20 protein-coding genes are annotated in these 25,534 nt (G+C 47.3%); 8 read left to right on the top strand and 12 right to left on the bottom strand.

Translation table 11 applies throughout. From position 1 onward, the window contains the following. Positions 1-47 precede the first annotated feature (47 nt). Entirely contained in the window at positions 48-1,109 is a 1,062-nt protein-coding gene (locus tag R0I52_RS05250; protein WP_100749806.1) for a porin, read from the bottom strand. A 620-nt stretch (positions 1,110-1,729) separates the two neighbouring features. Continuing rightward, a complete protein-coding gene (locus R0I52_RS05245) occupies positions 1,730-3,928 on the bottom strand; it encodes a malate synthase G (protein ID WP_317053466.1) in 2,199 nt (732 codons plus the stop codon). 540 nt (positions 3,929-4,468) lie between these two features. On the opposite strand from R0I52_RS05245, the gene R0I52_RS05240 reads away from it, so the two are divergent. Continuing rightward, positions 4,469-5,170 (top strand): tRNA-(ms[2]io[6]A)-hydroxylase, encoded by a 702-nt coding sequence (locus tag R0I52_RS05240; RefSeq protein WP_410524041.1) that lies wholly within the window; start codon positions 4,469-4,471, stop codon positions 5,168-5,170. On the opposite strand, the gene R0I52_RS05235 is transcribed toward R0I52_RS05240, so the two are convergent. From R0I52_RS05235 to mtgA, 6 genes are all read right to left on the bottom strand, one after another. After that, on the bottom strand, positions 5,171-5,401 hold the full coding sequence (locus tag R0I52_RS05235; protein WP_317053464.1) for a hypothetical protein: 231 nt from the start codon (positions 5,399-5,401) through the stop codon (positions 5,171-5,173). Between the two features lie 71 nt (positions 5,402-5,472). Further along, positions 5,473-5,862: a hypothetical protein gene (locus tag R0I52_RS05230; RefSeq protein WP_317053463.1), complete on the bottom strand. Its 390-nt coding sequence runs from the start codon at positions 5,860-5,862 to the stop codon at positions 5,473-5,475. 152 nt (positions 5,863-6,014) lie between these two features. Then, a complete protein-coding gene (locus R0I52_RS05225; protein WP_075100567.1) occupies positions 6,015-6,266 on the bottom strand; it encodes a hypothetical protein in 252 nt (83 codons plus the stop codon). A 246-nt stretch (positions 6,267-6,512) separates the two neighbouring features. Beyond that, positions 6,513-6,701, bottom strand: coding sequence for a hypothetical protein (locus R0I52_RS05220; protein WP_317053462.1), 189 nt, complete (start codon positions 6,699-6,701; stop codon positions 6,513-6,515). A 233-nt stretch (positions 6,702-6,934) separates the two neighbouring features. Then, positions 6,935-9,094: a polyphosphate kinase 1 gene (gene ppk1, locus R0I52_RS05215; protein ID WP_317053778.1), complete on the bottom strand. Its 2,160-nt coding sequence runs from the start codon at positions 9,092-9,094 to the stop codon at positions 6,935-6,937. Positions 9,095-9,180: 86 nt separating this feature from the next. Next, complete coding sequence (gene mtgA / locus R0I52_RS05210; RefSeq protein WP_317053461.1) at positions 9,181-9,870, bottom strand: monofunctional biosynthetic peptidoglycan transglycosylase; 690 nt, start codon at positions 9,868-9,870, stop codon at positions 9,181-9,183. A 260-nt stretch (positions 9,871-10,130) separates the two neighbouring features. On the opposite strand from mtgA, the gene R0I52_RS05205 reads away from it, so the two are divergent. The 4 genes from R0I52_RS05205 (at position 10,131) to R0I52_RS05190 (ending at position 13,716) form a co-directional block, all read left to right on the top strand. After that, the gene (locus R0I52_RS05205; protein ID WP_317053460.1) at positions 10,131-10,469 is read left to right on the top strand and encodes a glutaredoxin family protein; all 339 of its coding nucleotides are present in this window, start codon (positions 10,131-10,133) and stop codon (positions 10,467-10,469) included. A gap of 74 nt (positions 10,470-10,543) precedes the next feature. Beyond that, entirely contained in the window at positions 10,544-11,725 is a 1,182-nt protein-coding gene (locus tag R0I52_RS05200) for an alpha-hydroxy acid oxidase (protein WP_317053459.1), read from the top strand. Positions 11,726-11,879: 154 nt separating this feature from the next. After that, positions 11,880-12,752 carry a rhomboid family intramembrane serine protease gene (locus R0I52_RS05195; RefSeq protein WP_317053458.1) on the top strand — a complete coding sequence of 291 codons (873 nt, stop codon included), beginning with the start codon at positions 11,880-11,882 and terminating at the stop codon, positions 12,750-12,752. Between the two features lie 151 nt (positions 12,753-12,903). Beyond that, positions 12,904-13,716 carry a MipA/OmpV family protein gene (locus tag R0I52_RS05190; RefSeq protein WP_317053457.1) on the top strand — a complete coding sequence of 271 codons (813 nt, stop codon included), beginning with the start codon at positions 12,904-12,906 and terminating at the stop codon, positions 13,714-13,716. Positions 13,717-13,885: 169 nt separating this feature from the next. Here R0I52_RS05190 and R0I52_RS05185 read toward each other — a convergent pair whose 3' ends face one another. Both R0I52_RS05185 and fumC read right to left on the bottom strand, forming a co-directional pair. Beyond that, on the bottom strand, positions 13,886-14,560 hold the full coding sequence (locus tag R0I52_RS05185) for a DUF4145 domain-containing protein (protein WP_317053456.1): 675 nt from the start codon (positions 14,558-14,560) through the stop codon (positions 13,886-13,888). A 266-nt stretch (positions 14,561-14,826) separates the two neighbouring features. Beyond that, positions 14,827-16,230, bottom strand: a complete 1,404-nt coding sequence (gene fumC / locus R0I52_RS05180; RefSeq protein WP_317053455.1) for a class II fumarate hydratase — start codon at positions 16,228-16,230, stop codon at positions 14,827-14,829. Between the two features lie 230 nt (positions 16,231-16,460). On the opposite strand from fumC, the gene R0I52_RS05175 reads away from it, so the two are divergent. Continuing rightward, on the top strand, positions 16,461-17,351 hold the full coding sequence (locus R0I52_RS05175) for a 5-formyltetrahydrofolate cyclo-ligase (protein WP_317053454.1): 891 nt from the start codon (positions 16,461-16,463) through the stop codon (positions 17,349-17,351). A 118-nt stretch (positions 17,352-17,469) separates the two neighbouring features. On the opposite strand, the gene R0I52_RS05170 is transcribed toward R0I52_RS05175, so the two are convergent. After that, positions 17,470-18,831, bottom strand: coding sequence for a Na+/H+ antiporter family protein (locus R0I52_RS05170; protein ID WP_317053453.1), 1,362 nt, complete (start codon positions 18,829-18,831; stop codon positions 17,470-17,472). A gap of 296 nt (positions 18,832-19,127) precedes the next feature. On the opposite strand from R0I52_RS05170, the gene lon reads away from it, so the two are divergent. Next, a complete protein-coding gene (gene lon / locus R0I52_RS05165) occupies positions 19,128-21,689 on the top strand; it encodes an endopeptidase La (RefSeq protein WP_317053452.1) in 2,562 nt (853 codons plus the stop codon). A gap of 314 nt (positions 21,690-22,003) precedes the next feature. Further along, positions 22,004-22,561 carry a superoxide dismutase family protein gene (locus R0I52_RS05160; RefSeq protein WP_317053451.1) on the top strand — a complete coding sequence of 186 codons (558 nt, stop codon included), beginning with the start codon at positions 22,004-22,006 and terminating at the stop codon, positions 22,559-22,561. Between the two features lie 197 nt (positions 22,562-22,758). Here R0I52_RS05160 and topA read toward each other — a convergent pair whose 3' ends face one another. Beyond that, on the bottom strand, positions 22,759-25,428 hold the full coding sequence (gene topA / locus R0I52_RS05155; RefSeq protein WP_317053450.1) for a type I DNA topoisomerase: 2,670 nt from the start codon (positions 25,426-25,428) through the stop codon (positions 22,759-22,761). Positions 25,429-25,534 lie beyond the last annotated feature (106 nt).

The raw sequence follows: 25,534 nt of genomic DNA, 5'->3' as shown, positions 1-25,534 counted from the left end.
AACCCACCCCGAAGGATGAGTTTTTTATTTAGATTCTAATGGTTAGATTAGAATTTGTATTCGATACCACCACCGATACCAAAACCATCAAACTCGCTCTCAACTTTTACAAGAGGTGCAGTTACTGTAGCCTCTGAGCTTAAATAAGCACCATATAGGTGACCAGTCGTTGCCGCGTTAAACGCATATTTGCCGCCTACTACCGCACGGAAAGCTTCAGCATCGTCAGCACCACCAACGTTGTTTACGAAATCACCTTGAGCATAGGCAGTCCAAGGAGTCGCTGTCGCCATCTCACCACTGATAGTGAATGCATTTTCGTTGTCATCACTGTCAAAATCAGTGTTTTGATATAGAGCGCCTAGTGTCACTACTGGGCTGATAGCATAGTTACCACTGACACGAGCAACTTTAAAGTCGCCTGCTTGGATGTACGTAGCACCAACGTTCATTGGACCTGCTTCGTATTTACCACCAACACCAAACGCATCGCGGCCTAGTGTATCAGTATTGTTGTCTTCATCCATGGCGTACATCGCCATGAACTGCATGCCATTGATGTTAGGCGAGAAGTAGTTGAAAGTGTTGTTAGTACGCGGTGCGTCAAAGCTTGCAAGTACGACATCACCACCTAGTACGCCACCTTGAGTCACGTTAGCAAAGTTTACGTAGTCATCGATAGCTGATAGACGACCAGCAAGCAATGTACCGTACTGAGCGTTTTTCAAACCAAGATAAGTGTCACGTGAGTAAAACTGATCAGACTTCTCCATACGGCCACCGTCGGCATCTACAAAAGCATCACCAGCGTCAATATCGATACCGTACTCTAGTTGATAAACTAAGTCAGTGTTTGCAGTTAGTGCTTCAGAACCTTTTAAACCAATACGTGAAGCATTTGAGTTTAATTGGCTACGACCATCAGCGTCTACTGAAGTTTTAACAACACTATCAACGCTTCCATCAGTGTTATAAGTCGTTGTAGTTGTGTCATTGTCACCAGTGTTTACATCTAAAGTTAAGAAGCCTTTACCGTAGACAGTTGGAGCGGCATTGGCTGCAGAAACAGATAGAGCAGCAACGGCTGTAGCTAAAAGTAGTTTTTTCATGGGGTATCTCCACTTTACAATTGTAGTAATGAGCGAGCTATTATTAGCTGGTGCCCAATTGGTATCGTCACAAATCCTCAAAGATATAATGTGTAACTGGCTACCGAGATTAGTCAGAAACAAGTGTGGCGAAGTTTTATTACAGTAAGATGAAAAAACCATGACTTACATAACCAGCATCAAAAAAAGTAACTGCCATGTAAACGTTGGTCTTTATCCTTCTGCTGCGTAACATCCGTTACCAAACTCATACTTCGAGTACAAGCATAACAACTTTGACATAATTTGCAACATATTTTTTTGTACTTTTAACGCGATATCTGGCGCACTCCATATCTTTTATAGCGCTCAGACGTTGAAAAAAATAGCCATACAATGCGCTTAAATACCAATGGTTTATCGTAAGTTTTATGACAAACCACTCTATTATAGCCACTGTATTGTGTACAAAAATAAAACGCTACTTATTCACTGATAAGTAGCGCTTATAAGCGAAACAGCATTATCGCTATCTACTATCGACCTACTATCGACATCGGGTCAATATAGCCATGTAGCAATATATACATGCATCGACACAGCTTTTATGCCGATGCAATGAGACAGCAAAGCACACTGGCTTAGACGTTGGCTTTTAGATCCAAGCGTGCTTGGTGCAATAGTGGCTCAGTGTAGCCGCTTGGCTGCTCGCGTCCTTTAAAGACGAGGTCACAGGCGGCTTTAAAGGCATAAGACTGCTCAAAGTTGCTTGCCATAGGCTGATAGCTACTGTCGCCGGCGTTTTGTTCATCGACGATCTTCGCCATACGCTTCATGGTATCCATGACTTGCTGCTCACTGACCACACCGTGATGCAACCAGTTGGCGATATGCTGGCTTGAGATACGCAAAGTCGCACGGTCTTCCATTAGGCCCACATCGTTGATGTCAGGCACTTTTGAGCAACCGACGCCTTGGTTTACCCAGCGTACCACGTACCCTAAGATGCCCTGCGCGTTGTTGTCCAGCTCTTGCTGCTTCTCTTCCTCTGTCCAGTTGGTATCTTTGGCCAATGGAATGGTCAGGATATCGTCTAGGCTAGCACGCTCGCGCGATTTTAGGCTGTCTTGTACCTCGGCGACATTAACTTGATGATAATGCATGCTATGCAAGGTGGCGCCTGTCGGTGATGGTACCCAAGCGGTACTGGCACCAGATTTTGGATGCGCCGCCTTGGTCTCTAGCATCTCTTTCATCTCGTCAGGCTTGGCCCACATCCCTTTACCAATCTGCGCCACGCCCTGCAGGCCAGTTTCTAGACCGATATCGACGTTCCACTGCTCATAGGCGGGCTGCCATGCTTGCGACTTCATCTCGCCTTTGGGTACAAAGGCACCTGCGTTCATACTGGTATGCATCTCGTCGCCTGTACGATCCAAAAAGCCGGTATTAATAAAGATAACGCGCTCTTTGGCTTGGCGGATGGCTTCTTTTAGGTTTACCGTCATGCGGCGCTCTTCATCCATGATACCTATCTTGAGCGTATGGCGCTCTAGGCCAAGCAAGTCCTCTACCGCATTAAACAAATCATTGGCCATTTTGACTTCATCAGGGCCATGCATTTTTGGCTTGACGATATACATCGAGCCTTTGCGTGAGTTTGATAGCGCGTTTTTGCCTTTTAGATCATTTAGCGTCAATAGTGGCGTGATCAAACCATCCATCAGGCCTTCAAAGATTTGCTCTTGACCATTGCCCAAATCGACCAAAATCGCTGGGTTTTGCATCAAGTGACCGACGTTACGAATCAAGAGCAATGAGCGGCCTGGTAAGATCAGTGTGCCGCCCTCTGGTGTGGTGTACTCACGATCTGGGTTTTGCTTACGGGTACGGGTTTTACCACCTTTTTCAAACGTCTCTTGCAAATCGCCATTCATCAAACCGAGCCAGTTGCGATACACTTCGACTTTTTCTTCGGCATCGACCGCAGCGATTGAGTCTTCACAGTCTTGAATCGCGGTAATGGCGGACTCTAATAGTACGTCTTTGATGTTTGCTGGGTCATCTTTACCTACTGGATGGCTGGCATCGATTTGAATCTCTGCATGTAAGCCATTGTTTTTGAGCAAAATACCAGAAGGGCTATCTGCCTCGCCGACATAACCGACGAATTTTTCGGCGTCTTTTAGCTCAGTGCTGCTATCACCTAGCTTGACTTCCAGCTTGCCATCGACGACGCTAAAGCCTGTAACATCGGTATAGGAGCCTGAGGCTAGCGCAAAATGCTCATCCAAAAAGGCTTTGGCATAAGCAACAACGGCGGCGCCGCGCGTGGGGTTGTAGCTGCTGCCCGCTTCTTGACCATTTTCATCGCTGATGACATCGGTGCCATACAAGGCATCATACAAGCTGCCCCAACGGGCGTTGGTGGCATTTAACGCATAGCGCGCGTTGCGTACGGGGACGACTAGCTGTGGACCTGCAATATGAGCAATCTCGTCATCGACGTTTTGGGTGCTTACCGTAAAGTCATTGCCTTCTGGTAACAAATAGCCAATTTCTTGCAAAAAAGCCTTGTACGCTGGGAAATCAATCTCACCTTCTTTGGCAGGATTGTCTAGATGCCATTGATCGATTTGCGCTTGAATGCTGTCACGAGTCGCAAGCAGCGCTTTGTTGCGCGGCGTGAACTCTTTGATGACTTTTTCAAAACCTGACCAATAACTGTCTGAGTCCACACCGACTTTTGGCAGCACTTCGTTTTCGATAAAGTCATACAACTGCTGGTCGATGGCAAGAATACCTTTTTGAATCCGATTGGCGTTAGAAGATTGGCTCATGCTGTTATCCTTATCTATCTGTGATGGGTGTACCTACGAAGTTGCTACCATTTAGCGGTAGTAGATGGCGTGCATTTCTCTAAAATGGCGCGTCCTTGATATTGGCGGGTGATCTGCGTGATAGCTGTGCCTTTTCGTCGATAGTGATATCTGCTTTATATCGCGCTGGCAGTTGTTATAATGTTTGCCATCTCGAATGGGCGCTCATCGCTCCTTGATCGCTCCTTTATTGAGTCATCAAACAAAATGCCGCCTAAACAAAATATCATCCTACTATCAAATAAAGAAATAAACAAGAAAACACCATTCACCAAGTAAATACTGGGGTTGTATAATAATGATACCCTACAGCCTATCGGCGCTTAGGCTGTTTATCCTCAAATCGTGGTGATCGTTTTTTTGAGCTTTTATATAGTCAATTTATTATAAAAACGATGGTTAATACTTAATAAGCTCAGGCGACAAACCTAAACCTTTAAAACAACCTTTTATCTTATCCAATACTTTTTGACCATGACACAGACTATGAGTAAACCGACCATGCCAACCAATTCCCATGCTATACATGACGACAGTACAGTAGAAGGCAGTATAGGAGAAGACAGCGTAGATATCTCGCAGCTACGCACACCGAACAAAGTAGATTTATCTGCGGTTTATGGTTTTTTGGGTGCACGCACCACACCAGACTGGGTAGCCGCCGCTATCGCTGATCTACCTTTGATCATTCAAGATCATGCCAACTGCGAAAAAAAAGCCGCTGGCACCGCGATGAATCTACTATTTCGCTATGAGTTTTCTTATGATTTGCAGCGCAAATTGGCGCAGCTGATACGTGAGGAGATGCTGCACTATGAGCAAGTGCTGGGTATCATGAATGAGCGTGGCCAAGAATGGCGGTACTTAAGTGCGGGGCGCTATGCAAAAGGCATGCTCAAACACAAGCGCACTTATGAGCCTGCGGCAATGATCGACGTGCTGATCATCGGCGCGTTTATCGAAGCGCGCTCCTGTGAGCGCTTTGCAGCATTGGCTGAGGTGATTGATGATGAGCGATTGGCAAAATACTATCGCTATTTGCTCAAGTCAGAGAGTCGTCATTTTGAGGATTATTTGGCATTGGCACAGTCACTATCGACAGAGAATATCGATGAGCGAGTGGCATTTTTTAGAGAAGTAGAAGCAGAGCTTATCACCAGCCCTGATACCGAGCTACGGTTTCATAGTGGCACGCCCGCTTAGCTATTTGTCGTCTTCCATCAGCGGGCTATCATACTGTTTATGGTCTTTGGCGACGTGGTGCGGGTCGTGATCATCTGTGACACGCTCTGCAGCCGCAGGATTGGCTTTTTGCAGCGCATCATTGGGCACGATACCGTCATTATCGTCAGCATCTTTTAGCTCATGTTGCTGGTGTTTTGGCGATTGTGCTGTCTCTGCTGATTCTAATGAGTGATCATTGGGGTTATTCATAGCATCTCCTTATGATAGAAAGATGAAAGTAAATCAATTGAATGAAGGACGTGTCCTAGCTCATAAAAAAACTATCTGTCTTTTTTATGATCTTTTTCGTCAGGGTTTAACACCCGTGTCTGGGCATTATCGACAGTGGCATAGCGATTTTTATTGTTAATCTTATGGCTATCAGGGGCTTCGCTACTGACGGCCCTTTCATTGACGTTATCATCAAACGCAGTGCCTTCTTGATCGCGTCGATCTGGCTGGCGCGCAGGGTTATCATCGTCATTGACATGCTCTGTCTCTACGATGCCCTCTTTAAAAGTATCTGTGCCTTTATTCTCTGTCGTGTTTTCTTTAATTTCATGATCTTCGATATCATGTTTTTTGCCATTATTGCTCATATCGTGGCGACCAAGCGTATCTTTACGATTATCTATGGGCGTTTTGGTTAATGCTGGATTTTTGGTTTGCATCATTTTATCCTTGTCTTTTTTATCGTTATTGTTTTTCGTTAATACTTGATGGTCGTAGCTACTTCTTTAGCATGGCCACAAAATAACGTGCTCAACACTCGACCTTATGCTTCATAATAGCTTATATGGGTCTAACCTATATTGATAACGAACTATCCATTGCCTTTTTGGCTCAAATCATGAGCATTGAGATCAGCCACGTTTTTGCCGCCATCAGGTAGGTTTTCTTCTTTGCGTGGGTCGACATAGACTTCGTCTGTCTCCTGTGAGGCTTGTTCTGGCCCATCTATATTTGGCTGGTACTTTCGGCCTTCATAACTGCCTTTTGGGTTGTCTGGCTGCTTGATGGCAGGATCGTGGATCGGTACTGCTTCTTCATTATTCGGGCGTGTATTATCTGACATGCTATATTCCTCACGTATGTATTGGCGTGGACGTGTCCTCAATTTAATCGATAGTCATCTAAATGGGCTAAAAATGGCTAAATCTGGCCAAACGGTGTCAAATAGCTAATTAATATCTCGATATTACCTGCGCTATCTTCCTTGTTTGACGGCGACTTATCTCATTTTTATCACCATTTTTAAAATGAGGACACGCCCTATTAAGTGGAGTAGCTATTTATCCTGTTATTGTTATTTGTTATCCTCTTATTTATCTGTACGCAAATCCTCTTCGATGAAGGCGGTTTGCTCTTCTTCGCTTAGCTGTTTAGGCGCATCGACTCTCTTGTCTTCCTTGAGGTTTTGCTGAATCTTTTGACTGTCTGCCTGTTCGGCTGCTTTTTTGATGTCTGATTTTGTATCAGAATTATCAGGCGTCGTATCGTTATTATTCATAGAGGCTTCCCTTTTTTCCTATGCTTTTATAATTGAGTGTATTTTTATTATAGAAACAAGGCTCGACCAGACACCAGTGTGCTGCGGTATCAATGTGTGAATAAATGTGAGGTTACAAGACAGTTTGTAACTTCCTACCAGCAGCACGCAAATAACGGTACCCAAATGCACCCATAAAAAAACCAAACGCCAGTCATCGCCAGCGTTTGGTTTGAGTCAATATTGGAGAGTTGTTAAGACGACGCCTCTACCCCGTTGATGAGCGTTAATAAGTGCTCTTGAGCGGCATGTGGCGGCGTGCCAGCAGCAGGCTGTAATTGCTGCCAGACGCCGTCGCCATTAAGCGTCCACGCTTGGGTATTGTCTTGTAAGTAGTTAATCAAACCATCTTGATATATCTGCTGAAACAGTTTTTTATCTTCAATCGGAAACGCCACTTCGACACGATGAAACAAGTTACGATCCATCCAGTCGGCACTACCACAATACAAACGCTCGTCACCGTTATTATAAAAATAGTAAATGCGTGTGTGCTCTAAAAACCGGCCAATCACCGAGCGTACTGTGATGTTTTCCGACAAACCTTTGACCTGTGGACGCAGACAGCACATTGAGCGTAAAATCAGCTCAATTTTTACCCCTGCTTGAGAGGCATCATAGAGCTTGGCGATCAGGCGACGCTCCGTTAGAGCATTGACCTTAACCATGATATGAGCACGCTTGCCTGCCTTTGCGTGAGCGATCTCAGCATCGATAAAACTCATCAACTTATCATGCAGGGTAAAGGGCGCATGCAATAATTTTTTGAGATTGGCAGGCTTGCCCATACCCGTTAGCTCTTGAAATATCTTGTGCACGTCTTCTGAGATATCAGGATCGGCGGTAAACAAACCGTAGTCGGTATAGACCTTAGCATTGGCGGCATGGTAGTTGCCTGTCCCTAGGTGCACATAGCGGCGAATGCGATCATCCTCGCGGCGTATGATTAGCATCAGTTTTGCATGGGTCTTGTAGCCGACAATGCCATACACCACCACCGCCCCTGCTTCTTGCAGATAATTGGCGACTGCGATGTTTGAGGCTTCATCAAAACGGGCGCGCAGCTCGATGACGGCAGTGACTTCTTTGCCATTTCGAGCAGCAGCGGCCAGTGCTTTGACGATTTCTGAATTGGTGCCTGAGCGGTACAGCGTTTGCTTGATTGCCAAAACTTTTGGATCGTTGGCAGCTTGCCATAATAGGTTGACGACAGGCGAGAATGCATGAAAAGGGTGATGCACCAGTACATCTCTTTTGCGCATGGCGGCAAACATGCTACTGGTTTTGTCCAGCTTTTTTTCTTCGCGGCGAAACGCTTTGGGTATCGCTTGCGTAAAGGGCTGATAGCGTAGCGCTGGTATATTAAAGTCAAACAATAAACGCGTGAGGTTGACCGGGCCATTGACACGGTACAGCTGATTGTCGTGCAGCTCAAACTCATTGAGCAGATAGTCGCTGATGGGCGTCGGGCAGTCGGTGGTGACCTCTAGGCGCACCTTATCACCGAAGCGGCGATTTTCAAGCTCACCTTCTAACGCTTTGGCGATATCCTCGACATCGTCCGCCAAGTCCAAGTCCGCATTACGCGTTAGTCGAAACTGATGACAGCCGGTGACATTCATCCCCGGAAACAGCTCGCCAATATGCTCATGAATAATGGCCGATAGCATGACATGATGCTCTTTGCCACCAGTCAGTTCATCAGGTAAGCGTATGACACGTGGGAGACTGCGCGGCGCTGGGACGATGGCGAGATTGATATCACGACCAAAGGCGTCTTTGCCCTCTAAGGTGGCGATAAAGTTGAGGCTTTTATTGACCAAACGCGGAAACGGGTGGGCAGGATCAATACTAATCGGCGTCAGTACAGGCGAGACTTGTTCGGTAAAATAGCGCTTCATCCATGCCGACTGCTCGCTATTTAGCTCATCACGTTTGAGATAACGGATGTCTTCTTTGGCCAGCGCAGGCAAGATGTCTTCATTGAGAATGCGATACTGCTCAGCGATGGCTTCATGTGCTACAGCAGAGATATCATTGAGCACTTCACTGGGCCGCATACCGTGCGCGCTGGTCGACACATCACCGATATTGAGCTTTTGCATGATACCGGCCACGCGAATTTCAAAAAACTCATCGATATTTGATGAAAAAATAATCAAAAAAAACAAACGCTCAAGCAGCGGATGGCGCGGACTGGCAGCCTGCGCCAGTACCCGCAGATGAAACTGCAACAAAGACAGGTCGCGATTGATATAACTGCTGGGCGAATAACTGCCATCCTCAAACCGCTGCCATGCGATGTGGGCGAGATCATCCTCTTTTTCCCCATGCGCCCCATCGTTTATGCTCATCACGGTGGCGCTATTGTCAGTCTGATACTGCTTATCATTGCTTTTGGTATCTGCCACGTCCCTACTCCTTTTGTCTTATCGATACGTCATGATGCGGATTGTGGTAAGACCGCATTTTTCATGCGTTTTTTGATGATACGCTGTTTGTTACGTAGCCGTCTATCGCCTTGGTTGTTTTCATAGTATTTTGGATTGGTCAGCATACTGATGAGCAGCGCGGACTCGTCACGGTTGAGATTGGACGCAGTTTTATTAAAATAGTGGTGTGCAGCCGCCTCGATACCGTAGATACCATCGCCAAACTCAGCCACATTAAGATAAGCGGTCAAGATACGCTGTTTGTCCCACAACGTCTCTATCATCACGGTAATAATCGCCTCTTCGCCTTTACGAATATAGGAGCGGTGCGCGGTCAAAAAAAGATTTTTGGCCAACTGCTGCGTGATGGTCGAGCCGCCAGCCGACATTTTGCCTGTTTCTTCGTTTTTTTTGCGTGCAGCCTCGATACCCTTTAAGTCAAAGCCATTATGCTGGCTAAAGGTTGCGTCTTCACTGACGATCGCTGCTTGCTTGGCAGATTTGGCAATGGCGTCGTACTCTGCCCAGTTTTGCGTCACGGTACCGCCTGTTAGGCGATGCGTGAGCATAAACATGCTGTTGTTAATGGGCTGGGTTTTCCAAATCAATAATAGTCCTGCGACCAAAACATGAAAGACCACGACCAACAACATAAACGCCAAAAATACTCGTTTGATAAATGTGCCAAAACTTGCCATGCGCGATATCCAAGTGATTGAAAAGATAAAAGGTAGCCGCTTATCCAAAAACAGCCCAAGCAGTTAACTCAAATAGCAGGTCATCTTACCTAATCTCATAATCGCTGTCATTATTTACCCCACTGCTTTATCATGTCAGTAGCACAATGCAATATAAGCTTTTTTACGACCTATCCAAGTAAACGAAGCGGTTGTCACTCACAGAAAAAAAACGCCAGACATAGAACGCTAGATATAGACAATAGAGCACGAGTATAAACATGGATTATGATAATAATATAGCAGAGCAGGATATAGCAGAGCTGCGGACGCGCATAATAGCCGCCAACCCTAGCCTTGGCACTAGTGAAAATATCGATAATTGGTGGCTGCTTGGTACCACAGGCTGCCATCTGTGTGATGTCGCTGAACAAGTCATCGCGCAGTTTCAAACCGTACAGCGGCTGACCTATCAGTATGTCGACATTGCCGACTTCGATGAGCCGCTGATGATGACATTTGCCACTACCATTCCTGTGATAATCACACCGACAGCGCGCTTAAATTATCCGTTTTCGGTGCTGGATTTGCAGCAGTTATTTATGTCTGCGCCGTCGTAGGACAGCTTGCCATAATAATAAGACATCTATGAGCGCCTCATACCCAACATTAAAAACTGCCTGAGTTAAGAAAGATGACTAAATTAAAGAAAGTGACTGAGATTGAAGATTTGCGCCGCGTCGCTGAGCGCAAAGTGCCGCGTATGTTCTATGACTATGTCGATTCAGGCTCGTGGACTGAGACCACCTATCGTAATAACGAGACCGACTTTGACCGCATCAAGCTGCGTCAGCGTGTCTTGGTCGATATGGACAATCGCAGTCTGGCGACACAGATGATCGGCGAGCCGGTCAAAATGCCAGTCGCCATCGCGCCGACAGGCTTTACTGGCATGATGTGGGCCGATGGTGAGATTCATGCGGCGCGCGCCGCGGAAAAATTTGGCGTGCCGTTTTCGCTGTCGACCATGAGTATTTGCTCTATCGAGGACGTAGCAGAAAACACCACCGCGCCGTTTTGGTTTCAGCTATACGTCATGCGCGATCAGGACTTTATGGCCAATCTGATTCGCCGTGCCAAAGCCGCCAATTGCTCTGCGCTTATCTTAACTGCCGACTTGCAAGTGCTCGGTCAGCGCCACAAAGACATCAAAAATGGACTTTCTGCCCCGCCCAAACCGACACTGACCAATCTCCTAAACCTGATGACCAAGCCGCAGTGGTGCATGAACATGCTCGGCACACGCCGCCGGACATTTGGCAACATCGTCGGCCACGCCAAAAACGTCGAGGACATCTCCTCGCTCTCAGCGTGGACGGCAGAGCAGTTTGATCCAAGCCTGAGCTGGGATGATGTCGCGCGTATCAAAGACATGTGGGGTGGCAAGCTGATTATAAAGGGCATCATGGAGCCTGAAGATGCGATACTCGCCGCCCGTAGCGGTGCCGATGCGCTGGTCGTCTCCAACCATGGCGGTCGTCAGTTGGACGGGGCGCTGTCTTCTATATCCGCCCTCTCTGACATCGTACAGGCAGTCCATGCCGAAAACAGCGACATTGAGGTGTGGCTCGATAGCGGAATTCGCTCAGGTCAAGACGTCCTAAAAGCCATCGCCTTGGGCGCAAAAGGTACGATGATTGGCCGCGCTTTTCTGTATGGGCTGGGCGCTTATGGCGAAGATGGTGTGCGCCGCGCGCTTGAGCTTATCTATAACGAATGTGATATTAGTATGGCGTTTTGTGGTCATACCGATATCAACACAGTCACAAAAGACATCTTAGTAAAAGGCACTTACGAAAACCTCAAAGTAAGCTGAGCCATAATGGCTGATTGGCTTTTGATACAAGCGCCGTTTGACAAACGGGCACGCTGGCAAACGACTTGCTCTACGCATCGTCTTTGTGCTTTATTTATCGTTATCTCTACTGCTTATTTATTCTATTTATAACTTGTCAATAAAACTGGCGCTTATGACCATACAACAACTGTTAAAGACAGCACCTGTGACCACCTTACTGTTAATCAGCTTTATTGGGCTGTTTCTCCTGCAGGTGCTGACAGGCGTCGATGCCAATAACCCCTCGACTGAGGATTTGCTCAAATGGGGCGCCAATGCGCTGCCCTTTACCATGATTGACGACCCATGGCGGCTGCTCAGTAGTGCGTTTTTGCATATTGGTTTGATGCATCTATTGTTTAATGGGTTTGCCATGTATTTTTTCGGTCAGGTGGCCGAGCCGATGTTTGGCTCCGCGAAGTTTTTGGCGTTGTTTTTATTGGCGGCCATCGGTGGCAACTTACTCAATAACTATGTCACTTGGCAAGGGATTTTAGATGGCACGGGACAGCCTGGCATATCGGCAGGTGCCTCTGGTGGCATCATGGGTATCGGGGCGGCGTTACTCATCGCCGCCTTATTCAAAATCTCAGTCAACGGCCTTGTCCTTAATCTCAAAAGTTTGATATTTATTATGGGTATCAATTTGGTCTATGGTTTTGCTGTCCCTGGTATCGACAATGCTGGTCATATCGGCGGCGCGGTGACAGGTTTGGTGATTGCACTGGCCTTTGCCATTGCCTATCGTCAGCGTGCCAAGGCGACACAGATAAGCCCGCCTTTTGATGCAAGCTTGCACATCCATCCCACTTATCAGCAGCATACAGGGTATAATAACTATCATAATAATAGTCATCACCGTGCTGACTCAAATAAGGCAAAAAAACCTGCGATACTATGGCAGATGCTCCCTTGGCTTGTGATGGTCGTCATAAGTGTTGGCTTTGCCTACTGGTGGCAAGACATGCATCAGCAGCTATTACAAGTGCTCGCCGCCATTGAATAGTGCTCATTGAATAGCCTTCTTGCCAACAACTTGTGTAATTTGTTCACCAGCAACTTTTTACTTATGTTACTTATTTCTATTTGCTCAAATTCTGACGATATTGTTTAGTCGTTTTACCAATTACTAGTCCAACCACTGATGAGAAAAACCCATGTCTAATGTATCTGCGCTACCTCATATCGCTACCCGTACAACCTTTAACGCTTTGGCAGCTACTGCCTTACTGGGTGTCGCCAGCATATCTCATGCCGCGATTTTTAAAAACAACTTACCGACCGATCCAGACGCGGTACTTAGCGTCGGCGTCAACGTCATGGCAGTCAATTCAGCTTATGATATGGAAGACAGCACTGATGTACACGTACTGCCGGGCGTGTTTTATGACAACAACAGAGTCTATGCGCGCGGCGCTCAAGCTGGCGCTTATCTCATCAATGATGGTACCAATCAGCTTTCGGCATACGCGCAGCTGTCTGGTAGCAAGTTTGACCCTGATGATGCACGCGGCGCGCTACAAGGACTAGATGAGCGTAAGGCCTCGGCAGCGGCAGGTTTGACGTATTTACGTCGTACGCCAGTCGGGGGTTTTCGTGCGCAGATCGCAACAGACGTATTGGATCGTAGCGGCGGCAACACGGCACGGCTGACTTATCTGGCGCGTATCACTCAAGGTAAGCTCACCGTCTATCCGAGTGCAGGGTTTGAGTATCATGATGCAGATTACAACGAGTATTATTATGGCGTTAGTGAAGAAGAATCTGCCAAGACCGGCCTTGCTGCTTATAAATCCAATTCAAGCTTAAACCCTTATATCAATATCAGTGCCAACTATGACTTCAATGAGCGCTGGGCAGGCTTTGCCAACCAAAGCTTAAGCTATCTGCCAAATGAGCAAAAAGAGAGCCCAATGGTCAACTCGCGTACTGATGCTACGACGACGCTTGGTTTGCTTTATAAGTTTTAATTAAGATTAGAAGTTTGATACAAAAAAGACCTTACCGCGTGATGTGGCAAGGTCTTTTTATTGAATGATTTTGAATGTAGGGTGTGGCTAACGCACCGATAATATAGCTATTTCTTGAAACTAGTATGTGAGACGCAGCCTAATCTAGAAAACCCTTTTAAATAGATAGTTAAAGATTACTAACTTTGGATTTAGCATCTTTATCTTCTGCAGATTTCCTTGGACCTTCTGGAGTGAGTTGGTACAAAGCGTCTAGTTCTTTTGGTTCTGAAATCCCTTTTTTTACTATAAAATTAAGCAGGTCAAACATTTTAGATGCTACAAAATCAAAATCTTCGTCTTTCATTGTTCCTGGATGTACAGCATTATTACCTGTAATACGTACAGTGTCAGCCACCCTAACGACCATTGGAGGTAAGACATTTTTAGCAGCAAGACTACGGATATCATTATTTATATTACTTCCATCCTCACCGAGATGCTTACATAGTTTCTGCAACCCCAATCTAAGTAAAGCTGCTGCTCCACGGGGAGATTTTGAAAATATTCTCGCTGCCTCAACGTAATCAGTTTTTACATCTTTAGGCATATCATCTTCAGGTAATGCCGCCAATCCATTGTCTGGAAATATAAGCTCTGCTTCTTCAGGAAACTTTCCAAATTGTGATACATTATATTTGGTTATTCTCCATAGACTAGGTTCGCTACAATATGAGCAAAGCGACTCATAATAGTTTGTAGAACTTGTACCATTCGATAGCCTTGACCAATTCATATGAGCATAAGTTCCACATAAAGGACAGTGGAAACCATCTTTCTTAAATTCCGGTGCAATAAATTTCATTATTATTAGTTACTCCGATATTCATAAATACCAAATAATTTATTATACTGCCATACTAGCATTTAAATTATATTTTAGAAAAAAGATATCGTATCAACATAAAAAAGACCTTGCCACATTCTCATATAAGAAATGACAAGGTCTTTTTATTTCTAAATTCTCAGTAAAACAAATATGACGCTGCTACCAGAAAGACGAGTGTAAATTGTATTTATCGTATATTAAGCGAGTCTGACGCCGTAGCAGGTCATTATTTGGTCTACTGCTTACTTAGGATGCACCATATCAGCGGGGGTTACCCACTCATCGAACTGCGCTTCGGTCATTAGATCCAGCTCAACGGCAACTTGCTTGAGCGTTTTGTTTTCTTTATACGCGGTCTTGGCGATTTTTGCCGCGTTTTCATAACCGACATGACGGTTTAGAGCCGTCACCAGCATCAATGAATTGTGCAAGAAGTCATCGATTTTTTCTTTGACAGGCTCGATACCAACGGCGCAGTTTTCGTTAAAGCTGTTGCACGCATCGCCCAGTAGCTTGATAGATTGCAATAGGTTAAAGGCAATTACAGGCTTATACACGTTTAGCTCAAAGTTACCTGACGCGCCCGCCATGCTAATAGTCGTGTCGTTACCCATCACTTGAGCCACAACCATGGTCATCGCTTCTGACTGCGTTGGATTGACTTTACCTGGCATGATAGACGAGCCTGGCTCGTTTTCTGGAATGGTCAGCTCACCGAGGCCACAGCGCGGGCCTGAAGCTAGCCAGCGTACGTCGTTCGCGATTTTATTGAGGCTACCCGCTAGGGTCTTTAATGCGCCAGAAGCAAAGACTTCGGCATCACGCGCCGCTAGTGCTTCAAATTTATTCGGTGAGGTGACAAATGGCAAGCCTGTTAATTCAGCCAATTGCTCAGCTGCTTTGACTGCATAATCAGGGTGGGCGTTTAGACCCGTGCCAACTGCGGTACCGCCTAGTGGCAACTCATATAGACCTTGTAGCGCATTGTCGATGCGAGTCAATGCATGGTCAAGCTGGCTGACATAACCGCTGAACTCTTGGCCTAGGGTCAAAGGCGTGGCGTCTTGTAAGTGCGTACGGCCGATTTTGACGATGCTATCGAACTCGCGGGCTTTGGCATCTAGCGTATCGCGTAGTGCTTTTACCGCTGGGATAAGCAAGCTGTTGATCTGACGAGCAGCGGCCACACGAATCGCGGTTGGGAAGCTGTCGTTGGTAGACTGAGCGTGGTTGACATGATCGTTTGGGTGAATCGGCGTGTAGCTGCCGCGCGCGTTCCCTGCAATCTCATTAGCACGGTTGGCCAGCACTTCGTTCATGTTCATGTTTGACTGCGTACCAGAACCGGTCTGCCATACAACTAATGGAAACTGGTCGGTAAGGCCACCATTGATGATTTCATCTGCTGCTTGTACGATGAGGTCGCGCTTATCGCTTTCAATACGCTCTAGGCTGGCGTTGGTGATAGCAGCGGCTTTTTTTACCAGTGCCATCGCTTCAATCATCGGACGCGGCAAAGTCTCGCCACCAATTTTGAAGTTTTCACGGCTACGCTGGGTTTGCGCGCCCCAATAAGCGTCGGCTGGGACTTCCACGTTGCCCATTGTGTCTTTCTCAAGTCGTGTTGCCTGATTCTGTGTCGACATAACTACCCTCTTTGGTTTTATTGAGCCATAAAAAGTGCAACGCACGCTGCACATAAAGGAAAATACGATGTAAAGTGGCGTTATGATAGCATGACTTATCACAAATTTCTCCACGTCCGTGAGGCTAACTGATGTCCAAAAGTACCAGCCAATACCCATCTGCCACGACAGCGCCTAAAGCATCGCCTAAGTCATCATCTAAGGGCGCTGACATAAAAACAAAGGATAAAATGGCAGCTACTATTGTCAATCCATCCAGACGGCAATTTACCCGCCAGCGCCGCCGATTGACAGACGGCGAGCGCAGACAATACGCGCGCATGGCGAGCTTACATTTACCCAAGCTCCAGCAGCGCCTACCACCGCGTGCGCGTATTGGCTTGTATTACGATGGCTTTGGTGAGCTGCCCACTCAGCCACTGCTCGACTGGTGTAAGCGCTTAGGCTATTTGCCGTATTTGCCAGTGGTCGGCTCGCTCGGTCGTGATACTACGGGTAATATTGATAAACACCTGCGCTTTGTGCCGATTTATCATTCTAAATGGGTAAACGTACCGACACGGATTCATAACTTAGGCATGAAGCAAAACCATCATCGCAGGTTACGCTGGGCACGAGAGTTAGACGTCATTATCTGTCCACTGGTAGCAGTGGATAAACGTGGCAATCGTATGGGTATGGGCGGCGGCTTTTATGATACGACACTTGGTAAAAGCCATCAGGCAGGGTTAAAAAAACCGTTAAAAATTGGCTGGTGTTATGATTTTCAAGTGGTCGAGCAGCTAGCGCGTCAGCCTTGGGATGTGCCGTTAGATGGCCTGATAACGCCAAGTGGTATAAGGTGGTTTCAACCAAATAATAGCGCAAAGACTAACCATAGTGCTGAGCAAGAAGCCTCTAGCGCTGATACCGTTGAAACGTATTTAAAAGCGTTAGGAAGTGATGACAAAAGAGAAATGCTTTACTACAGTCAAGAACAATCCTTTGGCTCTGATGAATTGGCTAATGTCATTAATGAGGCGCGTTTGAATGAGTTGCTGGCACAAAGTGATGCGTTTTTGGCTAGTTTAACTGGTGAGATTGGGGATTTTGATGAGGGTGGTAATACCAGTGAAAGATGATTTATATCAAACAACAGACTGAAAAAGGTAAATTCAACCTTTATAAAAAGCCAAAAAGGCGGATGATTATCAAATCACTCGCCTTTTTTGATTTGGTAATAGCTGTTTAGAGTATTGGCTAAAGCACCATCGCCGCAATCCAACCAAAGACCAATAATGGGATATTGTAATGCAAAAAGGTCGGCACCACGCTGTCTTTGATATGGTCGTGTTGGCCATCGATATTCAGGCCAGAGGTCGGCCCGAGTGTCGAATCTGAGGCAGGCGAGCCCGCATCACCAAGCGCGCCAGCCGTACCGATAATCGCCACGGTGGCGAGCGGTGAAAACCCTAAAGAGATACAGAGCGGCACATAGATCGCAGCCAAAATAGGGATGGTCGAAAACGATGAGCCAATCCCCATCGTCACCACTAGCCCAATGAGCAGCATAATAAAGGCGGCAATGGCCTTGTTACCTGCGAACAACGACGCGGCACCATCGACCAACGGCTGAATCTGCTCCGTCGCTTTCATAACTTCGGCAAAGCCTTGCGCGGTAATCATGATAAAGCCAATCATCGCCATCAGTTTGATACCATCATTAAACACCGTATCGGCATCACGCCATTTGACCACGCCGGTCGCCATAAAGACCCCAAAGCCAAACATCGAGCCGAGCAGCAGCGAGTCGGTATAAAGCTGCACCACAAAGGCGGTGACGATAGCCGCTAGCGCCACTAGGGTTTTGAGCTTGCTTTGTGCCTTAGCGCCAGCAGCGGTTTTGCTCAAGGCATCATTGGCCACCACGGCGTCATGCGCTTCTTTATCCACTGCGACTTGCTGATAATCACGCGGCTTACGATAGCTGATAAATATCGCTGTTAATAAGCCGACCAGCATCCCTGTCGCCGGAATGGCCATCGCTTGTACAACTGAAATATCAGCGACATCGATGCCCGCTTCTCCAACGTTTTTTAGCATGATTTGATTGAGATAAATATCACCAAAACCATAAGGGATAAACATATAAGTGGTGACCAAACCAAAGGTCAACAAGCACGCGATCAGACGGCGATCTATCTGCATACGATTGAACGCCAGTAGCAATGGCGGCACCAGCAGCGGGATAAACGCGATATGAATGGGGATTAGGTTTTGGCTAAAGCAGCTCATCATCACCAAGCCGGTAAACAGCAGATACTTAATCATCGCGCTGGTGCCACCAGCATCGATACGCTTGATGACCGCCCCTGCAAGTGACTGCGGCAATCCAGAGTGAGCAATCGCCACGGCAAAAGCCCCAAGCAGCGCATAGGACAGCGCGATTTGCGCGCCGTTGCGGATGCCTTCTTGAAAGGCGTTGAGGGTATCGGTCATACCCAGACCTGCGATGAGCCCACCTGCTAGCGCGCCGATTAACAAACTCAGTACCACGTGTACCCGCGCCAAAGATAGTCCTAGCATGATGACTACCGCCAACAGCACTGCATTGATGGTCATATTTTCGCCCCTTACCCTATGTTTTTAGCCCCATGATGGCGCTTTTGCGTATTACCCGCTCTGCCCTATAAATAGCTTTGACTATCGATTGCGGATAAGACGCGCGTCATTTTACCTGATTTTGTCAACAAAACCCACGCGCAGAACCCCGCAGACAAATAAAACCAAGCAAATAAAGAGACAATATCCTCGTTTCTGTTGGCAATAGAGCCTTGCAATTTTGTATAGCAGCACCATTTATCTAAACATGAACCACGAACTTGACTTTACAAGTCTGGTGAACGAGGAAGGAATATATGAGCGAACACAATATTGATCAAGACAATATCGACATCGATGTCGACGTTTCGACCGCAGCCACTGACGGCGATACACCGAACGATACCCAAGAGAGTGTCGCGGCGACCGCAGATCCAGCAAAAGAGCATAACGATACATCGGCAGAAGAATATTTGCCGCTATTAGCACTGCGCGATGTGGTAGTCTATCCGCACATGCAAATCGCCCTATTTGTCGGCCGCGTACCCTCCGTCAAAGCCGTCGAATTGGCGCAGGCGGAGTACGGCAACAAGGTACTGGTCGTAGCACAAAAAGACTCACTCACCGAAGACATTGATCAAGACAACTTGTATCAATACGGTACCGTGTGCCGCATCGTCAGCACCATGCCGCATGACAGCGACGAGAGCTGCATTAAAGTGCTGATCGAAGGTCAGTACCGTGCGCGTGTCGATACGATCGAAAACCACGATGCGCTATTGATGGCGAGGTTTGAACGCGCTGACCTTGATGTAGCGATGGATGAGAGCCAGCAAAAAAACACCATTCAAGCGCTGACTACCCTGTTTGAGAGCTATGCGGATGCGCGCTTACGTAATGCGCGTGAGCTGACGCGCGTGGCGGGGCGTATCGACGACTTATTGGAGTTGGTCTATTTTATCTCGACCCGCGTATCGATGGATTTAGAGATCAAGCAATCGTTTTTAGAAAAAGACGACATCAAAACCCATATCAACACCTTGACCGAATATCTCGTCAAGCAAAGCGCGGAACAAAACATCGAGCAAGACATCCAAGAAGCCGTGCGTCAGCAGATGGAAGACAACCAGCGCGAGTACTTCTTAAACGAGAAGATGAAAGCGATCAAAAACGAACTATCAGGTCTCAATGATGGCGCGTTCGATGGTGAAGATGATGTCGCTGAGCTAGAGCAGCGTCTAGAAGATGCTGACTTGCCAGAAGATGTGCGCAAAAAAGCCGAGCAAGAGTTGAAAAAACTCAAAATGATGCCGCCTGCTTCCTCTGAGTCGTCTGTGGTGCGCAACTATATTGAGTGGATTTTGGACACGCCGTGGAACGCCACGACCAAGGTTTCGATCAATCTTGATAAAGCCAAAACGGTGCTGGACGAAGACCATTATGGCTTGCAAGATGTCAAAGACCGCATCTTAGAGTACCTCGCTGTCCAATCACGAGTGAAAAAACTGCGCGGCCCTATTCTATGCTTAGTCGGCCCTCCCGGTGTTGGTAAAACGTCACTAGGTGAGTCGATTGCCCGTGCTACTGGCCGTAAGTTCGTACGTATGGCGCTTGGCGGCGTGCGTGATGAAGCAGAAATCCGTGGTCATCGCCGTACTTATATCGGTGCGATGCCGGGTAAAATCGTCCAGTCATTGGCCAAAGTCGAAGTCAAAAACCCGCTATTTTTACTCGATGAAATCGATAAAATGGCGCAAGACTTCCGCGGCGATCCAGCATCAGCGTTGTTAGAGGTGCTAGACCCTTCGCAGAACGATACCTTTAACGACCATTATCTAGACATGGACTTAGATTTGTCGCAAGTGATGTTTATCTGTACAGCCAACAGCATGGATATCCCGCCTGCCCTGCTGGACCGGATGGAAGTCATTCGTCTGCCGGGTTATACCGAAGAAGAAAAGATCAACATCGCGCAGAAGTACTTGGTGCCAAAAGCCATCAAGCAAAATGGCCTCAAAGAAGGCGAGATTGAGATTGTCGAAGCGGCATTGCATAGCATCGTGCGTAGCTATACGCGTGAAGCCGGCGTGCGTAACCTTGAGCGCGAAGTCAATAAAATCTGCCGCAAAGTGGTACGCGGCGCGGTCGAAACCCACGGCGCCCGCGCTCCGAAAAAAGCAGAGCGTCAGCTGGTGGTGGTCGATGACAAAAACATCGATGACTATCTAGGTGTCCATCAGTACGACTATGGTCTGGCAGAAGAAGAGCCTGAAATCGGCCGCGTGACGGGCCTTGCTTGGACACAAGTTGGCGGTGAGCTACTGACCATCGAAGCGGTGGCCATGAAAGGTAAAGGCGAGCTGAGCTTTACCGGATCGCTTGGTGACGTGATGAAAGAGTCGATCCGTGCGGCCATGAGTGTGGTACGGGCGCGTGGCGACAGCCTAGGTATCGACTACGAAACCGTCAAAACCACTGACATCCACGTGCATATGCCAGAAGGCGCGACACCAAAAGACGGGCCATCGGCTGGTGGTGCACTGACCACAGCGCTGGTCTCTGCCCTAACTGGCATTGCTATTCGCCCGGATATTGCCATGACAGGTGAGATTACCCTGCGCGGTAAAATCTTACGCATCGGCGGTCTAAAAGAAAAGCTGTTGGCCGCGCATCGCGGTGGCATCAAGCATGTCTTGATTCCAGAGAGTAACGAGCGCGACCTAGCTGATATCCCCGACAACGTCAAAGAAGGCTTGAAAATTCAGCCAGTGGCGACGATTGATGAGATATTAAAAGTAGCGCTGGTCAGTATGCCAGTGCCACTTAAGCCTGCCAAAGTCACGGTCGATAAAACCTCTGGCAAAGCGCTACATAACTGATTTGATTGATTATAAATCTAGCCTGATAAAAAAACCGCTCATCGTCATGATGGGCGTTTTTTTTGCCTCATACTTTTTAAACCCATACGATACTTACATTTATTAACCGATTGTTGCGCATTTGATGAATAACTATATCTAACGCTTGGCTATACTGATTGCGACACTAAGCAATGCTTGAGCAATTAAGCAGTGTTTGAGGAAAGTTTTTGAGTACAGTGTTGGAATACAGTATTTGAGTACTTAGAAAACATGAGTACTTTGAGAAAACAGTAGACATTCATCACAACGAATAAATATAAATGGAGAGAATAATGAATAAGACAATGCTTGCAAGTGCGCTACTATGTGGTTCGGCTCTTGCCATGACTGGCTGTCAAACGGTCGAAGGTCAAATGCAAACAGGCAACCCTGTCAATCAGCCAGCACTAAAATCTACCATCAAAGCCGTCTCTGGTAACCAAAATGAAGTCGGACAAGTGTTCTTACGTCCGGTAGATGGCGGCGTACAGGTGTATGGTAAGCTGATGCACTTGCAGCCTGGTAAGACCGTATCGCTTCATATTCACGAGACAGGCAGCTGTGCCAATATGGGTAAAGCGGCAGGCGGCCACTTTAATCCAGACAACAAACCGCACTCTAACCCCGATGACATGAATGGTCATGCAGGCGACCTGCCTAATTTGACAGCAAACGAAGATGGCGTTGCTACCATCAACTACGTCAACAAAAAAATCTCTGCGGCAGAAGCTGGCAAATACAGCGTCAACCGCTTAGCATTTATCGTGCATGGTGGGGTTGATGATTATACCAGTCAGCCTGCGGGTAATTCAGGTGACCGTGTGGCATGTGGTATCATCGAAAAGAACTAATCGCAGTAGTTCGGTCGTAAAACATAGCCGTTTGCTCATGAAAAACCTCTTAGATCATCTAAGAGGTTTTTTTATGGATATTAGGGCGTGTCCGAACATCGCAAAGTATGGTCGAATCCAGATAAATCAGATACGCGGCTATTAGGTCGCTCACTGTATCGGTATCGAAGATTGGCTATCGTTTGGACTGGTATTGATTACTCCTCAACCCACTCGCCATTGCGCCAGTACACACCCCAACGCGTGGCTTTGCCGTTTTTTTCAGAGCCGATGTATTGCTCTTTTTTCTTACGTGACCAGCGCAGTATCGTTGGATTACCGTCTGGATCTTCATCTGGCCCTTCAAACAGATACTGGAATTTATCTTCCATCTTATCCTTGATAGGTCGCAGCTCAGCCAGCTTGGGCGCACGGGTTTCACGCACTTTTGGGAACTTCGAGGCGGCGAGAAACATGCCTGCAGCGCCTTCACGCAAGATAAAATAGTCATCATGCTTGGTTGATTTGAGCTCTGGCAGATGAATCGGATCCATACGCGGTGGCGCAGCTTCACCGGTTTTTAGCACTTTACGGGTGTTATCACACTGCTGACAGGCAAAATAAGGGCCAAAGCGTCCGGTCTTTAGCTCCATCTGTCCATCGCACTTATCACAATCAATGGTTGGCGCATCTGAGCCTGGGACTTCAAACTTACCTTCTTCTAAGATATAACCGTCGCAGTCAGGATTGTTACCACAGATATGCAGTTTCAGGCCACCATCGACGATATAGCCGTTCATCGCTGTACCACATTTGGGGCAGCGCTTTTTCTCCATCAGGTCTTTGACTTCCGCCACTTCATCGGCCGCGTCGCTTTCATCAAGATTGGCAAAAGCTTCGACTGGCATCAAGTTTTTGGTGCCTTTGCAGCGCTCTTTTGGCGGTAAGTTATAACCGGTGCAGCCTAAGAACACCCCCGTCGAGCCGGTACGCAGCTGCATCGGACGCGAGCATATATCGCAGTGCACATCGGGTACATCGGTCGGGTCATTGGGGCGCATGCCATCTTTTTCTTTGGCGCGCTCGAGCGTCTTTTTAAAGTCGCCATAGAAGTTATCTAGCACATCTTTCCAGTCTTGATCGCCTTCTGCGACGTGATCTAGCTTGTCCTCTAACGCAGCAGTAAAGGTATAGTCCATTAAGTCTGGGAAGCTTGCGGTCAATCTATCGGTGACGATATCGCCCATTTTTTCGGCAAACAAGCGCTTGTTTTCGAGCTTGACATAGCCGCGGTCTTGAATGGTGGAGATGATAGAGGCATATGTCGATGGACGGCCGATGCCTTTTTTCTCCAGCTCTTTGACGAGGCTGGCCTCAGTATAGCGCGGTGGTGGCTTGGTAAAGTGCTGGCTTGGGTCGAGCTTATCTAGGGTCAACTGATCGCCTTTTTTGACATCAGGCAGTAGCGTATCGTCCGTCTTGGCAGGTGGCATGACTTTGGTATAGCCATCAAACACCATGGTACGGCCGCGGGCTTTTAGCTCGACATCGCTTGCTGCCACAAATAAATTCACCGATAGATACTTTGCTGGCAGCATCTGGCAGGCGACGAACTGACGCCAAATCAGCTCGTACAGACGTATGGCATCGCGCTCAACGCCTTTGAGCTGGGTAGATTTCATATGGACATTAGATGGGCGAATCGCCTCATGCGCCTCTTGTGCGCCTTGTTTGTTGCCATAAAAGTTTGGTTTTTCTGGCACATATTTATCGCCATAGCTGTCTTCGATATAGCCACGCACCGCCGCCAAGGCATCACCAGACAAAAAAGTCGAGTCGGTACGCATATAGGTAATGTGACCCGCCTCATACAGACGCTGCGCTAAAATCATGGTCTTCTTCACTGAAAACCCTAAGCGTGTGCTGGCCGCTTGCTGCAAAGTCGAGGTGATAAACGGTGCACTCGGACGCGACTGCGTGGGTTTTTCCTCACGCTCTTTGACGATAAAATCGCTGGTTTTGAGTACTGCTAAGACTTTATCGGTCTGCTCTTTATTGGCCAGCTTAAGCGTTTTGCCGCCTTGCTTGGTCGCCTCTAGGCGAATCGAGCTTTGCTCTGCGTCTGTCGGTGCTTTGGCATTATTAGCAGTAACGTGGGTATCGGCATGGATTTGCCAGTATTCTTCTGGAATAAAAGCGCGAATCTCATGCTCACGCTCGACCACCAAGCGCATCGCAACCGACTGCACACGGCCCGCCGACAAACCACGTGCGATTTTTTGCCATAGCAGCGGCGATACCATAAAGCCGACGACACGGTCTAAAAAGCGCCGCGCTTGCTGGGCGTTGACACGGTCGATATCGAGCTTTGATGGCTCTTTAAACGCATTTTGAATGGCGGATTTGGTAATCTCATTAAAAACCACACGCTGGTATTTGCTATCAGGGCCGCCGATGACTTCTTTTAGATGCCAAGCGATGGCTTCCCCTTCTCTATCCATATCCGTGGCCAGATAAATTTTGTCAGCGTCTTTGGCCAGTGCTTTTAGCTCTTTGATGACTTTGGTTTTGTTTGGCAGCACTTCATAGACGGCCGCCCAGTCATGCTCTGGATCGACACCCATACGGCGCACCAGTGCTTGCTGCGCTTTTTCTTCTTTGCTCAGCGTCTCATCTTTTTTGGCAGCGGTTGTCTTTTTTGCACTTTTACTGGCACTAACGGGCAAATCACGGACATGACCGATACTTGAGCGTACGATAAAGTCATCACCAAGGTATTTATTAATGGTTTTTGCTTTGGCGGGTGACTCGACAATCACCAACGACTTGCCTTTTTTTGGGTTATCGGTCGCGGATGCTGGAGTTTTTTTGGTTGTGGTTTTTGCCATATGTGACGACACCATAATATAAGTAGATGAAAAGTAGGTTTAAATTCAGCAGCATGGCAATTTATGGTAGCTAAGTATATTCGCTCAGCGATTTATTGTAGTAATG

The organism is Psychrobacter sp. CAM01 (genome assembly GCF_032842965.1).
Classification (GTDB): domain Bacteria; phylum Pseudomonadota; class Gammaproteobacteria; order Pseudomonadales; family Moraxellaceae; genus Psychrobacter; species Psychrobacter celer.
This window is presented reverse-complemented; position numbering and strand designations above follow the sequence as displayed.

Bases quoted from the DNA above. Each gene is read 5' to 3' on its own strand.
- mtgA (WP_317053461.1), bottom strand. From the start codon at position 9,870: ATGGCAAGTTTTGGCACATTTATCAAACGAGTATTTTTGGCGTTTATG.
- R0I52_RS05220 (WP_317053462.1), bottom strand. From the start codon at position 6,701: ATGAATAATAACGATACGACGCCTGATAATTCTGATACAAAATCAGAC.
- R0I52_RS05205 (WP_317053460.1), top strand. From the start codon at position 10,131: ATGGATTATGATAATAATATAGCAGAGCAGGATATAGCAGAGCTGCGG.
- fumC (WP_317053455.1), bottom strand. From the start codon at position 16,230: ATGTCGACACAGAATCAGGCAACACGACTTGAGAAAGACACAATGGGC.
- R0I52_RS05250 (WP_100749806.1), bottom strand. From the start codon at position 1,109: ATGAAAAAACTACTTTTAGCTACAGCCGTTGCTGCTCTATCTGTTTCT.
- R0I52_RS05230 (WP_317053463.1), bottom strand. From the start codon at position 5,862: ATGCAAACCAAAAATCCAGCATTAACCAAAACGCCCATAGATAATCGT.
- R0I52_RS05200 (WP_317053459.1), top strand. From the start codon at position 10,544: ATGACTAAATTAAAGAAAGTGACTGAGATTGAAGATTTGCGCCGCGTC.
- R0I52_RS05160 (WP_317053451.1), top strand. From the start codon at position 22,004: ATGAATAAGACAATGCTTGCAAGTGCGCTACTATGTGGTTCGGCTCTT.
- R0I52_RS05245 (WP_317053466.1), bottom strand. From the start codon at position 3,928: ATGAGCCAATCTTCTAACGCCAATCGGATTCAAAAAGGTATTCTTGCC.
- R0I52_RS05225 (WP_075100567.1), bottom strand. From the start codon at position 6,266: ATGTCAGATAATACACGCCCGAATAATGAAGAAGCAGTACCGATCCAC.
- R0I52_RS05185 (WP_317053456.1), bottom strand. From the start codon at position 14,560: ATGAAATTTATTGCACCGGAATTTAAGAAAGATGGTTTCCACTGTCCT.
- R0I52_RS05170 (WP_317053453.1), bottom strand. From the start codon at position 18,831: ATGACCATCAATGCAGTGCTGTTGGCGGTAGTCATCATGCTAGGACTA.
- R0I52_RS05195 (WP_317053458.1), top strand. From the start codon at position 11,880: ATGACCATACAACAACTGTTAAAGACAGCACCTGTGACCACCTTACTG.
- R0I52_RS05190 (WP_317053457.1), top strand. From the start codon at position 12,904: ATGTCTAATGTATCTGCGCTACCTCATATCGCTACCCGTACAACCTTT.
- lon (WP_317053452.1), top strand. From the start codon at position 19,128: ATGAGCGAACACAATATTGATCAAGACAATATCGACATCGATGTCGAC.
- topA (WP_317053450.1), bottom strand. From the start codon at position 25,428: ATGGCAAAAACCACAACCAAAAAAACTCCAGCATCCGCGACCGATAAC.
- R0I52_RS05240 (WP_410524041.1), top strand. From the start codon at position 4,469: ATGCCAACCAATTCCCATGCTATACATGACGACAGTACAGTAGAAGGC.
- R0I52_RS05235 (WP_317053464.1), bottom strand. From the start codon at position 5,401: ATGAATAACCCCAATGATCACTCATTAGAATCAGCAGAGACAGCACAA.
- R0I52_RS05175 (WP_317053454.1), top strand. From the start codon at position 16,461: ATGGCAGCTACTATTGTCAATCCATCCAGACGGCAATTTACCCGCCAG.
- ppk1 (WP_317053778.1), bottom strand. From the start codon at position 9,094: ATGAGCATAAACGATGGGGCGCATGGGGAAAAAGAGGATGATCTCGCC.